The organism is Parendozoicomonas sp. Alg238-R29, from assembly GCF_947331445.1.
Classification (GTDB): domain Bacteria; phylum Pseudomonadota; class Gammaproteobacteria; order Pseudomonadales; family Endozoicomonadaceae; genus Sansalvadorimonas.
The window spans coordinates 38,787-52,849 of sequence record NZ_CAMZOG010000011.1; the positions used below are offsets into that span (position 1 = coordinate 38,787).

The following is a 14,063-nucleotide window of genomic DNA, read 5'->3' on the forward strand; positions in this document are numbered from 1 at the left end:
ATGATTGCTGATAAAAATCGTATGTATGATGCCATCGTCGTGGGTTCCGGAATTACCGGAGGCTGGGCAGCAAAAGAACTCACTGAAAAAGGCTTAAATGTTCTGGTACTGGAACGTGGGCCAGATAAAAAACATGGTCTTGATTATATTGGTGAGCACGCGCCTCCCTGGCAGGTGCCGTTTGCTAATAAAGCAGACCGGGAAGAGAATCAGCGGGATTACCCAATCCAAAGTCAGTGTTACGCCTTTGATGCCACTACCCGGCATTTCTTTAATAATGATCGTGACAATCCATACATTTACGATGAGAGCAAACCTTATCGCTGGACTCGTGCCAACGGTGTAGGCGGGCGCTCAACTATCTGGGGCCGGCAGACCTATCGCTGGAGTGACATGGACTTTGAGGCCAATGCCAGGGATGGACACGGTACTGACTGGCCTATTCGCTATAGTGATATCAAAGACTGGTACAGCTATGTTGAAAAATTTGTTGGTATCAGCGGTCAGAAGGAAGGTTTAGCTGAGTTGCCTGATAGTGAGTTTCAGCCGCCCATGGAAATGTATGCTCTGGAAAAAACGATAAAAGCCAGATTAAAGGATAAAATGCCGGAGCTGACCCTGACTATGGGGCGCACAGCTATTCTCACAGAAAACCTTGGGAGCAGAGCGGCCTGTCATTATTGCGGCCCTTGTCCACGGGGGTGTTCCACCGGCAGTTATTTCAGTTCCCAGAGTTCAACTTTGCCTGCGGCGCAAGCCACCGGTCGTTTAACCTTACGCTCTGGCAGCGTGGTTGAACGTTTGGAGTATGACTCAAAAACCAACCGGGTTTCTGGTGTAAGAGTCATTGATGTGGAAACGAAAGAGCCGATCACTTACCGTTCCAAACTGGTTTTCCTCTGTGCTTCAACGCTGGCCAGTACCCAGATTTTGTTGAACTCTAAATCTGAACACTTTCCTGATGGTATGGCTAATTCCAGTGGTGTTTTGGGTCATTATCTGATGGATCATATCAAGGTGCAGCACTTTGGAGTGTTTGCCGATGATATCGATAAATATTATCTTGGCTTTCGTCCAACGGGTTCCTATATTCCTCGCTTTAAAAATCTGGGCAATAGACGAGAGGAAAATTTTCTAAGAGGTTATGGCATCCAGACTGATGTTGTTCGTCCGGACTGGCGTTTTCACTTCAACCAGAAAGGTTTTGGTGTTGATTTGAAGGAAACGCTGCGTAAACCAGCTCCATATTGGGTTTGGGTATTGGGTGCCTTTGGAGAGAACCTTCCCAGTTATAACAACCGGGCATTAGTGGATGAAACTCGCCCCGATCGGTTTGGTATTCCGCAGCTGCGCATGGATATGGCCTTTGGAGATAATGAGCAGCGTATGGCGAAAGATATTCAGCGGTCAGCAGATCGTATTTATCGTGCAGCGGGTGCCGTGTATATGGAAACCAATGCCAACCTCAGTACGCCAGGCAGCAGTATTCATGAAATGGGGACGGCCCGCATGGGGCGTGATCCGAAAGTTTCTGTGCTGAATGGTTGGAATCAATCTCACGATATTCCCAATCTGTTCGTCACTGATGGTGCTTGTATGGCGTCATCATCTTGCGTAAACCCATCACTGACTTATATGGCATTGACCGCCAGAGCTTGTGATTATGCAGTGAAAGAGTTGCGTAAGGGTGTTATCTAAAGAGTTATTTTAAGAGCTATTTTAAGAGCCAGGAAAATGATAAAAACAATTGCCTACAAACTCTTGATTGTACTAGGGCTGCTTGCTCTGACAGCAGCTTTATTTGTTGTGTATCAGCTATGGAAATATGAGCTGTTCAAAACTCCGGTTTATGAAACTGAGGCACCACAACTGCCTGCCTTTGAGCAGGATGTTCAAGTCCTGATGTTTTCCAAGACCAATAGCTACCGTCACTTGGAAGCAATTCCTGCTGCTGAAAAGTTATTTGATGAATTTGCCAACAGTAATGGCTGGGATCTTTACATTACCGAGAATGCTGCGGTTCATAATCCGGAGTTGTTAAGTCATTTTGATTTAATTATCTGGAATAACGTCACCGGCGATGTCTTAACTCAAAATCAGCGTGTTACGCTTCAATCCTATATGGAGAAGGGCGGTAAGTTTCTTGGGCTTCACGGTACGGGCGGTAATGAAGAGTATGAGTGGCAGTGGGTGCCCGATAACTTGATTAGAGCGCAGTTCACCGGTCATCCTGTGTTTCCCCAGTTTCGGGATGCCACATTAATTACTGAAGATCTGATTCATCCGGCCACAGCGCATATGCCGAAAACCAAACTCTGGTATGAGGAATGGTACAGCTTTGAGAAAAGTCCTCGGGGATATGGCGCAGACATTCTGATTACTGTAGATGAGACTGAGTATCAGGTGCCTGAAAAATTAAAGATGGGCAGAGATCATCCTCTGGTCTGGCACCATAAAGTTGGTAAAGGTACGGTCTTTTACTCAGCGCTGGGGCATAGGGCTGAGGCTTATCAGGATAAAGACTATCGGGCTTTACTTGGTTCCGCTTCGCTTTGGTTGCTTCAACAGCAATAAAATAGCTCTTATGTTAACTGAGATTGGTTTGTATCAGCGACACTCTCACGACGAGAGTGTCGCAGAATACGCCAAAGAATCATTGTCCCACCTACAAAACACCCACTGGCAATAATCGCTAGCTCATAGTGTTCCCAGCGAGGCAAATAAACGGATGCGACCTTGAAGCCAGAATAAAGCCAGTAAATGAACTCGATTTCTACAGCATGGTAAAGCTCGAAAAAGAAACTGCTGGTGGCGGGTAGAAGGAAGTACAGGTAGCAGGCTGTTGCAATGGTGACAGCAAGCGGAAGTTTCAACGATATTTGACCAGCCATTATAAATTCTTTTGTTATTATTGGTTTCTGGAGAGATTCTTATTATCACTTGTCTGCCCTTATGAAACTAGGGGGCGTTCTCAATTAAGCATACGACGCAGTGGCGCTGAAAGCTGCCAGGTCTCTTACAGCTGGCTGCTTTTATAGCCACTGAGCCGAAGACAAAACCTCAACCGGCTCTAGCCTCGTGGTTGTTTAGCTTCCCCCTCCAACTTCATACCCGTCACTGCCAGCTTCAATAATTTAACAGGACTTTTGGTAAACAAGACCTCGATCAATTTATCGAAAATTCGGTACTTTTTCATGGTGTACGGATACCAGTTCGGCTCGATGATACCGCTCTGCTTATCAATCAGAATGGATTTGCTGCGGGTAAAGGCCCGTAAGCCTTCAGCGCCTTTTGCGCGGCCAAATCCACTTTCTTTTTGACCACCAAAGGGCAGGGCGGGGTTACCCTCAGTAAGCATTACGTTGTTGATAGAAACTGCGCCTACTTCGATAGCCCGAGCAACCCGCTCAGCACGGTTCAGGTTTTTACTCCACACGCTGGCAGAGAGGCCGTACTGAAAACTGTTGGTTTCCCGGATTACATCCTTTTCACTGCTGAAACGATAAACAGGGATCAACGGGCCAAATGTTTCTTCGGTATGCAGCTGCATATCGGGGGTAATGTCAGTAATCACAGTGGGCAGGTAGAAGTTATCTCCCAGGCGTGCGCCTCCGGTAAGAATCTTTGCCCCTTTGCTGCGGGCATCTTCCACATGCTGTTCAATAATATTCAGCTGGAAACCCGCAGTTATAGCACCGATATCGGAATCACCACGATCTCCAGTGTTAACGACCAGCTTCTCGGTTTCAGTAACGAGCTGTTTTACAAACTCATCGTAAATGGAATCGTGGATGTAGAGTCGCTCAACGGATGTGCAGGATTGTCCGGCATTGGTCAATGCGCCCCAGAGAGCACCTGCAACGGTGCGCTTAAGATTCACATCGTCAAAAACAATCATCTGGTCTTTGCCACCCAGTTCCATTTCAGCAGGAATCAGCAGGTCAGAAGCCTGACGAAGAATGCGTTTTCCTGTGCGGGTTGAGCCGGTAAAGAATATTTTGTCTGGTCGGGCTGCAATCAGCTGCTGGGCAGTTATGCCGGTTCCATAAGCTACCTGAACCGCACGTTTGATCAGCGGAGAAGCAGCAAGAACCTCTTCAAGTAAACCTTGCAGTGGGGTTTGCTCAGAAGGTTTTAAGATCACCGCATTGCCAGCCAGAAAAGCACCGAGAGAGAACGTCATCGCGATATGGAACGGATAATTCCATGGGGCGACTTTCAGTATTACGCCGTAAGGTTCGTGGAAAATTCGTGACTTTTTGCCAAGCAGGGTAATGGGGGTGGCGACCTTTTCGTCTTTAAGAATTTTCGGGGCGTTATGAACATTCCACTCAAGATTGTCTAATACTCCCATGATTTCTGAAACCAGGGCATCAGTACGGGTTTTGCCGGTTTCGTCGCAGATGCGGTCAACAATATGATCCCGGTTGTCACGGATGTAATCCATCACCTGTTCAACAGCATGTTGGCGCTGTTTCAATGGTGTTTGCCGTAACTCCCTGGCAACGGTACGAGCCTGCTCAAACAGGGTGTTGACCCCTTCTTGCCCGGATTCCTGGAGCTGGTAAACAGTTTGTCCGGTGACTGCTGAGCAAACAGGAATGGATGATGTGTCGTGTATAAGGGTTGTCTGTTCGCTCATAGCGGGCGTTCTTCCTGAGTTTTATTTTTGGCGTTAGGTATATCTGGTTTACATGACACGTGGTAATCCATGACGTGATGGACGCGATTGGGCCGGTAAGGGTTGCCCTGCCCTGCGTAATAAAGCGTGAAAACGATCCCCCGTAACCCGAATAACAGAAGACGTAGCTGAGAAGCTAAAGCGTCACTCCACTTTGGCATATTGTCTGCCTTCTGCAGAGATTCCAGTAACCACCGCAATGCTGAGAGAGGTAGAAAGCTCAGTAAGGTCAGAACCAGTTTTAAGGATTTCAGGTCACTTTCTGGCGTGGGTTCCAGCATGGTATCGATATTGTACAGGCACCCCGATTCAGAAAAGGATGGGAAGTCATTATCTGAGGGAACCATAATGTCGCCAATACGACAGACTGCCTGTAGCTGTCGTTGGTTCAGGTGTTGGGAGGTTGTGTATGTTGTGGTGCTCACAGGCTGACCTCCTGACCTATTGCCTCACTGGGGAAAGTTATTTCTGATGCGCCGCCGAGGGTTTGCCCAAACTCTGCCAGAAGAGCCTGACTGGCCCGGTGGCTCTGGGCCATGATCGAGAGTGAAGGGTTAATACCAGGAGCCATCGGATAAATGGAACCATCGGCAATGGTCAGGTTTTCAAAGCCATGTACCTGGAAGCCTTCGTTAACAACAGAATTTGCCGCCTTTTGGCCAATATTGCAGCCGCCCATCAGGTGCAGGGCGATACACAAGGGGGATTCAATGATTTCCTGCGCATGCACCGTTTCGAAAATATCACGAACTTGCTGTTTACCTGCCTCAGCTTTCTGACGATCTATATCTGACAGTGGCTTATCAAGAACCAGACGGCCATTGTTGTTGAGTTTGATGGTGCCGGGAACTTCATCACGTACCGCAACCTCAATGCAGGCCATATTGCGAAACTTGGACATGAATTCCTGATGATGAGAGCCGAAACCGGTTTTCAGCATGGCAACTGCTGCAGGGCCAGCAAAAACATTTTCCAGCTTAAAACCCTGTTTGCGGAAGCGAGGGTCATCGGATTTCAGCGACTGAAAAGCACCTTTGTGAGAATCCACAATCTCATCCATAAGGGCAATAGTCATAAACTGGGGGTGGCAGTGAAAACCATGCCCCAGTGCAGGTAAGTCTTCCGCAAATCCAGACTTTAACAACAATTCAGTAGAACCCAGGCTTCCAGCAGCAAGTATGCACTTGCGGGCGTAGAGCACCTGATATTCACTTTTATGGGAACCGTAAACAGCAACCTGCTGCGGGCCGTGAACAACCTGATGAACATGAAACTGATCTTTTAACACTGCGCCCTTGGAAAGAGCAGACGGCAGGAAAGACACCGCCATACTTTGTTTGGATTCCCGTGGACATCCGCCGAGACAAACAACGCAGTCATTGTTTTTGTTGTCGCAGTTTTTCTGACCGCGACGCAGAGCCGCTCGCTTCAGGTTAAGTTTGTCGAATCCTTCCGCGTACAGGTGGGCGTTACCGTTCCAGTCTGACTCTGGAATGTATTCGAGATTCAAGCGGTTTTCGATCTCGCTGTAATGTTCATCCATTGTCATTCGGTTGTAGAAATCCGCACCGGATTTATTACGGAAATCATCCAGAGCGATATCGTCAAAGCGATCCAGCAAACAGTTATTAATGATAGTGCCGCCGCCAGCCACCTTGCCGCGCAGGAATACTGTGTGAGCATCTTTGCTGGGGTCCATACCGCCATTCCACATCAGTTGAGTGTTGGCATGAAGTTCATTAGCAGGGAATTCATCCGCACGGTAATGTTTTCCTGCTTCCAGCAGGCAGACATCCGCTCCGGCGGCGCTCAGGTAATGTGCTAATACACTGCCTGATGCTCCTGTACCGATAATTATGAAGTCGTAAAATCGTTTTATTGTTGTCATCTTCAGGCTCAGGTCCCAGCTAAAAACGGCGGCTGTCGGTGCAGGATGTTCTGTCCACAACAGGCGACTGGATTAGTGTAATGAGCTAAAAGGTACTCACGTACCAATAAGGCTCCAATTTTACACCTTTCTGATCAAAGGAACAGCCCTCAGGGATACCCATAGAAACTCTTGTGGAAACTCTTGTGAAAGTAGAGTTGGGTATTGAATGGAAAGCGCCCCCTAATCCATTGATTCCGGTTGATCTGGCAGCAATACAGGGTAGCTGACAAAAGAACCCTGTGGGTCGTTACCTTTACGGATATGCATAATCCTCTGGGGAAGTTCCATAACAATAGTGGCAATGGTTCCAAACTCTCCGTATCCGGGAACCAGTGAGGTATGCCAGGTCTGGTGAACAGGCCAGGTGCTATTGGAGCGATCTGAGAGTAGCCGCTGCATAGTGGCAATGTTCTGCTGGCGAAGAATTGTGGTTAGCCCGGCCAGTGTTTTCAGGCGCTCATGGGAACTGGCGTGAATGCCCCCCTCTGGGGTTAAACGTCGGCCCAGATAATGATTGGTGTGCAGGCTTATCTGGCCGGGTGGTGAAAGGAACCAGCAGTTGTTACCGGCAAATTCCACACAGAATTCCTGACCGGTATTACAGGCCATGGTCAAACATCCAATACGCGCGCCGGGAGTTGAGCTTGCCAGATCCCGAGCTTGCTCAAGTGATGATGTTTCCAGCAGTGCCCGCATAAGAATATGAAGGGGGACACCTTCACAGCGGCGGCGAAGACGTAGCATATTCAGGCATAAGCCAAGGCCGCAGTTGTTTAACCCGATTTTTCCAATAATGCCTGGCTCGGTAAAGGTGAGAATCTGGAGGTTATTATCCAGAGTGATATGGAGAAGAACTGCCAGATCCAGCAAGGGTCTACTGAAATCCCAGTTCTGGCCGAGCAGGCCGTTGTCCCGAAAAGTGATGGTGCTGCACTCCATCTGCTGGCTGATGAGTTCAGAGCGGGCGTTGAGTACATAAATCCAGTCTGCCGGTTGGTGAGCGGCATCAGCAAGAGCATCAATTTCCTCACAGTAACCCGGATGGAATTTGTGGATCTGCTCACGGAAGTAGCGGCCGGTTGTGTGAACGTCCGCTTCAGTCATCCGTAAAAGACCGGCGTAAAAGGCGATAGTACTGGCAATATTTTCTGCCAGACGTGCACCATGTATTGCTCCCCGGTTCTCAGCAGAGCCAGACAGGGTGATCATTGGGAAACAGTCAGTCATTTTCAAACTCTTGACAATCTGTTGCCATGGATCAATGGCAGAACGCGGATCTGTGGTGCAGACTGAAACAGATACTGTCCGTCATCAGGATTTACCAATGAAAAGAATTACCATTTTCGGTCGCTCCGGTTGTGGCTTTTGTGCCCGAGCCAAGGAAGTTTGCGAGAGCAAAGAGCTGGAGTTTCGGTATATCGATGTGCATGAAGCAGGCATCGGTCAGGCCGATCTGGAAAAGACCATTGGTAGAAAAGTAGAAACTTTACCGCAGATTTTCCACGGTCAAGATTACATTGGTGGTTACGTTGAGCTGGAAGCGTTCCTGAAAAAGGAAGGTGTTATTCCTGTCTGATTTCCCTGTTAGCCCGGTATCGCCGGGCTACCGCATTTATCTTTCCCTTTGCATTTTCCCCTGTCGTTCACGTTAAAATACTTTTGTTTGAAGTAGAGTTGTACGACATATTCAATGACGCAAATAAGAAAAAAATTCCGATCTCTTGTTATTCGCGGTGGACACAATGCTGCAAAGCATCTTGCTGAACATGGTTTTCAGCAACAGCATGTGAAAGCCATGCTGGGGGCTTCCGGTGGGCCAAAGTGGTTTGTGTTAAGTGGTCTTGATAAAGCACTGCTGGGGGAAACCTTCAAAGAGCGAACGGATCCTCTCCATTTGCTTGGTAGTTCAGCAGGCTGCTGGCGTTTCACCTGTTACAGCACGGCTGCTCCTGTGGCGGCCATTCATCGGTTTCAGGAAGCGTATATCGCTGATTCCTACGAAAAACGGCCTGCAGCAGCTGAAGTGACAAGACATGTAAAAGGTATTCTGAAAGAAATCCTTGGTGATAACGGACCGGCCGAAATTCTTAATAATCCGGTTTTTCGTTTGAATCTTGTGGTTGATCAGGGGCATGGGCCGTTAGCTTTTCAAAATACGGCTTTGCAAATGATGGGGTTAATGGCTGCATCAGTCGGTAATGCTGTTCATCAGAAGCTTCTTGGAGCGCTATTTTCCCGGGTTCTGTTTCAACACCCCTCAGGGGGCTTTCCCTTTGGCAGTTTGAATGATCTGCCGACCCGGAGTGTAAAACTAGCGGAAGACAATGTGGCTGATGCCGTGCTGGCTTCCGGCTCTATTCCCATGGTACTGGAGGGTGTGAAGGATATTGCCGGAGCAGGGAAGGGGCTTTATCTGGATGGTGGAGTAACGGATTACCATTTTAATCTTCCCCTGACTGTTGATGATGGCCTGGTGTTGTATCCCCATTTTCGGGAGCAGCCTGTTCCTGGCTGGTTTGATAAAGGCCTACCTTGGCGCAAACCCGATGCTGAAAATTATCGTCGGACATTAATCGTGGCGCCTTCTGCAGAATTTGTCAGCAAGTTGCCTTACGGAAAAATTCCCGACCGTAAAGACTTCACAAAGTTAGATACTGAATCCCGGCAGAAGTACTGGCGTATTGCTGTCCAGGAAAGTGAACGGCTTGGGGATGAATGGCTGGAGTTGGTAGAGAAACAACTGTTGTCAGAGGTACTTCAACCGTTGACTTTTTAAAAATCTGACAAAACTGTTGGGGCTGCGAACATTTCGCCAACAGATTTCTTTGCAGAGACTCTAAAAGGTTTGAAACTTTATTAGATCATGTGGAGCAGCGTAATGGAGCAAGCCAAATCAAAAAATCTATGTCACAGCGGCTTTCTGCCCTTTACTCCAAGTGGTGGCGGTATGGTGCCATCTGAAGAAACTGCGACGGTTTCTTTACTTTCTCTTCCGCTAATGGGCACGGCTGCTACGGAAAGGAAATCACTGGATGATTACAAGATTGTTGCTGCTGAAGATGAGGCAACGTCAACGGTTTGTCAGCCTCTGACGCTCAATGGCAAACCCTTCATTCTTGGGCTTGATGAAAAAGGAAGGCTAGACCGCAAGTATACTGAGTTGATTCAGCTGGCTATTCAGGAAAATGGTAATGCTGCAACATTGGATACAATCTTTCAGTGGATAAAGGAGAAGTTTGTTGATGTTTTTAGACGGCACTGGCAAAAAAGGCCAATAAAAGAGAAAGGGAGGCCGGTCGATAACCCGAGTGATGAAAGATGTTGGAAGAGTGTGAATAATAGTTTGCGTCATACGTTAAGTTCGAATAAATGTTTTGTGAAAATACCGAATTCAGGCGAGTCACCAAAAAAAGGCCAAAAGTGGCGTTATGATGCCAGTCAAAGGTGTCCACTCGAACGCAAACGTAAGACGCAGGCTGAAACTCTTTATCTAACCCTGCCTGTCAGCAAAGTGAAGCTGAAGGGAGAGGGAGACGTGCGCCATTCTCATGATGATGATGACGAGGAGGATTGTTACAAACCACCGCACTCTCCATCAGGATATCTTACTCCTCTAGATAAGCACCCATGGGATATAAGTGGGGAGGGACGCTAAATTCACATTTCTGGCCGCTTGATTTAGTATCAATAGATAGACTATTTCAATCTCCATCAGGGATTTATGGAGCGACTGCAGAGTTGCAGTCGATAGCGCAAAGGATGCCGCTTATGGACTTCCGTTCGACGGCCAGTCATATCATTCAGTCCTTTCCTGGTTTGCAGGAGATTCTGTAATGGCTTTGCGTACACCATTCAGTTACCAGGTTTCAGCCTACGACTGCGTTCCCATATCGTTTATTAATGCGCTGGCCTATCTTTTTGATCGGGATGATATTCCCCCGCTGGTGATTCAAAAAATCTATCTTTATTGTCTGGATACCGTTACCACTCAGGGTGATCTAGGTCACGGGACTACCGGGCTGGCCGTGGCTCTGTTGGGAAACTGGTTGCAGAAATATCGTGATGAAAGTTTTTCTTTATCGACAACTTATCTTGAGCGGGATCGTTTTTCGGTCATTGAGAAAAGTCCTCTGTCAGAATGCTTGAACCGAAAAGGCACTGCGCTGGTGCGGTTGCATACCGGCAAAAACCTCTGGCATTACGTTCTGGCATTGAGCATGGATGATGACTGGCTTTATGTGTTCGATCCCTGCCGAAGAAAGCAACGCAATATCGTTCGTGGGCAAGTGGAATATCTGCCCGAGGCCAACGAACAACAACCGAATCTTCGCATTCGCCGCCAGTGGCTGGATACCCTTTCAAATCGGAAGCGGTTTTGTCTGGGGACACTTCGTGAGCGGGAATGCCTGCTGATAGAAAAACCCATGCAGATACACTGAACCTTCTTGATTTGATTGACATCTACCGCGGCAGGCTGCCGAAAAACCGGTTTCTTAAAGATCAAGCTCTTAAAGATTTCATTGTGAAGACATCTCTGACCATGTCCTGGGTCATTTATCCTGGTATCGCTTTGTTGGTTTGGGTGTCGCGATGTTTGCTCTTTTGTTATGACTCACAGGATTGAGCTGTAAAAGAAAAGCCCCGAACAACTTCTGTTGTTCGGGGCTTTTTAATAGCCGCAGGGTCTACGGATATTTAAACAGCTTCAGCAGCGGTCAGACCTTCAGTCTTTTCCAGCTCGTCAGCTTTCTTCAGCATGTTGCGGATCATCACGGAGGAGCCCATAGCAACAATAACCATGGCGGCAGCTGCAACAGTCAGCATACCGAAGTAGTCACCATATACAGTCTGTACGAACTGCTGGGTGATTTCCTGGCCTTTCTCCATAGCGATAGAGCCAGAGATGACCGCACCAACGATGCCAGACAGGGCCATGGCAACGGAGAACAGAGATACAGAGAAGCCTTCGATGTGCTTGGGAGTCACAGACAGGATGAAGGCAACAACCAGAGATCCAACGATAACTTCCCCGAATGCCAGAAAACCGTGGATAGCCAGGAACAGATCCGGGCTGGTGGTAACATCTTCACCGATGTTCTTCACAGCTATGGTCAGCAGGCCGAAGGCTGCAACAGTCAGTACGAAGGAGATCGCAATTTTGCTGGCAGTGGTCAGGTTAATGCCGCGCTTTTCCAGAGCAGTAAAGGTTCCGGTGATTGCAGGACCTGCAACGATACACCACAGTGGATTCAGAGCCATGGAGGCTTCAGGAGCCAGTGGGATGAAGCCCAGCAGGTCTCCACGCATGGTGTTGATGGTTACCATGGTCATGGAAGTCATCATCTGACCGTAGTATACGAAGAACGCAGTTGTCAGCAGCCCCATGATCAGGATAGTGCCCATGCGCAAAGCTTCTGCCTTGGTTGCTTTGGACATCAGGAATACAAAGTAAACAACGGCGGCGGCAGCGATGGCGTATACAACGTACTTACCAGTTTCCATGTCGTTGAACATGAAGAACACCATTCCCAGCATCGCAACAGACAGACCCAGGAAGATACCTTTGTTCTTGGCGGACACTGGAGCCTGGTCGATTTCTGCGCCCACTTCTACCAGAGGCTTATGGAAGATGATCAGAGTAGCGGCACCCAAAGCGGCCAGAGTAGCAGACAGTGCGAAACCACCATTAAAGCCGATAGCCAGGATGAACATTGGATACAGGTACTGGCCCAGCAGTGCACCAACGTTGTTCACGGAGTAGTTGATTGGGTAGCAGTTCTCGAAGTCTTCCTGAGACTTAAAGGTACGCTTGTACAGGCTTGGGTAGGATGGAGACATCAGACCGCGGGCGTAAGAAGCCAGTGCGATACCAAACAGAGACATAGCTATGTTCAAGGTCGATGCGCCGAGAGCCAACAGGCCGTAACCAATAGCGAAGCTGATGTAAGCCAGAGTCAGGGAGCGCTTGGAACCCAGAAATTTATCGGCAATGAAACCACCGGCAATGGCGAACAGAGGGCCAATAGAAGAGAACGCACCCACGATCATCATGGTTTCGGCTTCGCCGTACTTCAGCTCTTCAAGGAAGAAACGGGTGAGGATAATCATCACACCGTAAAAAGATAAGCCAAACATCATTTGGCAGAACATCATTGACTTGTTCAGTCTATTCCACATAAAGGCACCGTAAATTGTTTAATTTGCTTTGTGGGATGCAATACGCCTTACCTCTGTAAAGAAACTGTATTCACAGGGAGGGTGATCCAGGCAGCAGAGGCCAGATGTATTGAATCTTCCGGTCGCAAATTTGATCAGTGAATTTTGCGGGAGTTTTATAACAAAAACTATCGTCGAAAATGCTGTCCCAGAGCAGGCTTTTTTACGATAAAAAACGCAAAACTACGAATTATATAGGGATTTTACGCTGCTTTTTCATGGTTTGAAGGGTTTATCTATGCAGGAAAAAAGACCAAACTTTTTTAATAAAACAGAGATTTGATCTTTCTTTCTGTTGGGGTGGGTTTATTCCGAAAAATAATCTCTTAAAGGTATGTCAAGAGTATGTGAATAAACTGATGATTGGGGTTTAATTTTTCTGTTTGTTTTTTATTCCTGTCAGGATATGTTCTGAAGAATTAATCTTGCAGACATTATTAAACAAACTATCACTATCATTGGGCGAATCAGTTTCTGTCCTTTAGTGAGGACCATTTTCGATCCCATGCGAGCGCCGATGAACTGACCTGCCATCATCACCAGACCAATGCTCCATAAAACATGCCCCCCGAACAGGAAAAACATCAGGGAAGCGATGTTACTGGTGAAGTTAAGAATTTTTGTATGTGCTGTTGCTTTGGGCAGAGACATCCCCAGCAGAGTGACGCAGGCCATGGCAAAGAAAGAACCCGTGCCGGGGCCAAAGAAACCATCATAGAAGCCAATGCTAAAACCAATGGTAAGAGCAAAAGTATTCAGAGTGATGCGTTGCTTACCTCCCGCCAGATTTTTAGCAAACATAAAGTAGCCAGCAATAGTTACCAGCATCACCGGCACCATGGATACCAGAATGTCAGAATCAATTCGCTGTACCAGCAGTGTTCCTACTGCACTGCCTATAAAAGTGCAGAGAATGGGAAAGCGCATCTCTTTTAGATTCACAACACCAGCGCGAACAAAATAAAAGCTGGCGCTAAAACTGCCACCGCAGGCCTGAAGCTTGTTTGTGGCCAGAGTTTGCAGAGGAGGAATACCCGCGGATAACATGGCAGGAATGGTAATCAGCCCACCACCGCCAGCCATAGCATCAATGCAGCCGGCAATGGCACCGACAGAAAACAGCAGTAAAAGAATTTCCGGAGAGAAAATCTCCATTAAAGTACCTGCTTCAATTAAAAATCAAACACACCCTAAGCGGCCGGCAATCATAGCGATGAATTGAGAACGCCCCCTAGT

At 47.7% G+C, this 14,063-nt stretch carries 13 protein-coding genes; 6 read left to right on the forward strand and 7 right to left on the reverse strand.

Annotated elements, in window-relative coordinates; genetic code table 11:
• Both QMA35_RS04650 and QMA35_RS04655 read left to right on the forward strand, forming a co-directional pair.
• Positions 1 to 1,698 carry a GMC family oxidoreductase gene (locus QMA35_RS04650; RefSeq protein ID WP_281645966.1) on the forward strand — a complete coding sequence of 566 codons (1,698 nt, stop codon included), beginning with the start codon at positions 1 to 3 and terminating at the stop codon, positions 1,696 to 1,698.
• A gap of 36 nt (positions 1,699 to 1,734) precedes the next feature.
• Complete coding sequence (locus QMA35_RS04655; RefSeq protein WP_281645967.1) at positions 1,735 to 2,574, forward strand: ThuA domain-containing protein; 840 nt, start codon at positions 1,735 to 1,737, stop codon at positions 2,572 to 2,574.
• 8 nt (positions 2,575 to 2,582) lie between these two features.
• On the opposite strand, the gene QMA35_RS04660 is transcribed toward QMA35_RS04655, so the two are convergent.
• The 5 genes from QMA35_RS04660 to QMA35_RS04680 all read right to left on the reverse strand — a co-directional run bounded on the left by QMA35_RS04660 (position 2,583) and on the right by QMA35_RS04680 (position 7,838).
• Positions 2,583 to 2,891: a hypothetical protein gene (locus tag QMA35_RS04660; RefSeq protein WP_281645968.1), complete on the reverse strand. Its 309-nt coding sequence runs from the start codon at positions 2,889 to 2,891 to the stop codon at positions 2,583 to 2,585.
• 179 nt (positions 2,892 to 3,070) lie between these two features.
• A complete protein-coding gene (locus QMA35_RS04665; protein WP_281645969.1) occupies positions 3,071 to 4,642 on the reverse strand; it encodes an aldehyde dehydrogenase family protein in 1,572 nt (523 codons plus the stop codon).
• The gene (locus QMA35_RS04670) at positions 4,639 to 5,106 is read right to left on the reverse strand and encodes a hypothetical protein (protein ID WP_281645970.1); all 468 of its coding nucleotides are present in this window, start codon (positions 5,104 to 5,106) and stop codon (positions 4,639 to 4,641) included. The genes QMA35_RS04665 and QMA35_RS04670 overlap by 4 nt, the downstream gene beginning before the upstream one ends.
• A complete protein-coding gene (locus QMA35_RS04675) occupies positions 5,103 to 6,569 on the reverse strand; it encodes a GMC family oxidoreductase (RefSeq protein ID WP_281645971.1) in 1,467 nt (488 codons plus the stop codon). Before QMA35_RS04675 ends, QMA35_RS04670 begins: the two co-directional genes overlap by 4 nt.
• Before the next feature lie 222 nt (positions 6,570 to 6,791).
• Positions 6,792 to 7,838, reverse strand: a complete 1,047-nt coding sequence (locus tag QMA35_RS04680) for a C45 family peptidase (protein ID WP_281645972.1) — start codon at positions 7,836 to 7,838, stop codon at positions 6,792 to 6,794.
• 97 nt (positions 7,839 to 7,935) lie between these two features.
• On the opposite strand from QMA35_RS04680, the gene QMA35_RS04685 reads away from it, so the two are divergent.
• The 4 genes from QMA35_RS04685 (at position 7,936) to QMA35_RS04700 (ending at position 11,050) form a co-directional block, all read left to right on the forward strand.
• Positions 7,936 to 8,187, forward strand: a complete 252-nt coding sequence (locus tag QMA35_RS04685) for a GrxA family glutaredoxin (protein WP_281645973.1) — start codon at positions 7,936 to 7,938, stop codon at positions 8,185 to 8,187.
• Between the two features lie 114 nt (positions 8,188 to 8,301).
• Positions 8,302 to 9,387 (forward strand): patatin-like phospholipase family protein, encoded by a 1,086-nt coding sequence (locus tag QMA35_RS04690; protein WP_281645974.1) that lies wholly within the window; start codon positions 8,302 to 8,304, stop codon positions 9,385 to 9,387.
• A gap of 102 nt (positions 9,388 to 9,489) precedes the next feature.
• Positions 9,490 to 10,266 carry a hypothetical protein gene (locus QMA35_RS04695; RefSeq protein WP_281645975.1) on the forward strand — a complete coding sequence of 259 codons (777 nt, stop codon included), beginning with the start codon at positions 9,490 to 9,492 and terminating at the stop codon, positions 10,264 to 10,266.
• Positions 10,267 to 10,444: 178 nt separating this feature from the next.
• Positions 10,445 to 11,050 carry a hypothetical protein gene (locus tag QMA35_RS04700; protein WP_281645976.1) on the forward strand — a complete coding sequence of 202 codons (606 nt, stop codon included), beginning with the start codon at positions 10,445 to 10,447 and terminating at the stop codon, positions 11,048 to 11,050.
• Between the two features lie 256 nt (positions 11,051 to 11,306).
• Here QMA35_RS04700 and QMA35_RS04705 read toward each other — a convergent pair whose 3' ends face one another.
• Positions 11,307 to 12,788 (reverse strand): MFS transporter, encoded by a 1,482-nt coding sequence (locus QMA35_RS04705; protein WP_281645977.1) that lies wholly within the window; start codon positions 12,786 to 12,788, stop codon positions 11,307 to 11,309.
• A gap of 438 nt (positions 12,789 to 13,226) precedes the next feature.
• Complete coding sequence (locus QMA35_RS04710) at positions 13,227 to 13,982, reverse strand: TSUP family transporter (protein WP_281645978.1); 756 nt, start codon at positions 13,980 to 13,982, stop codon at positions 13,227 to 13,229.
• Between the last annotated feature and the right edge of the window lie 81 nt (positions 13,983 to 14,063).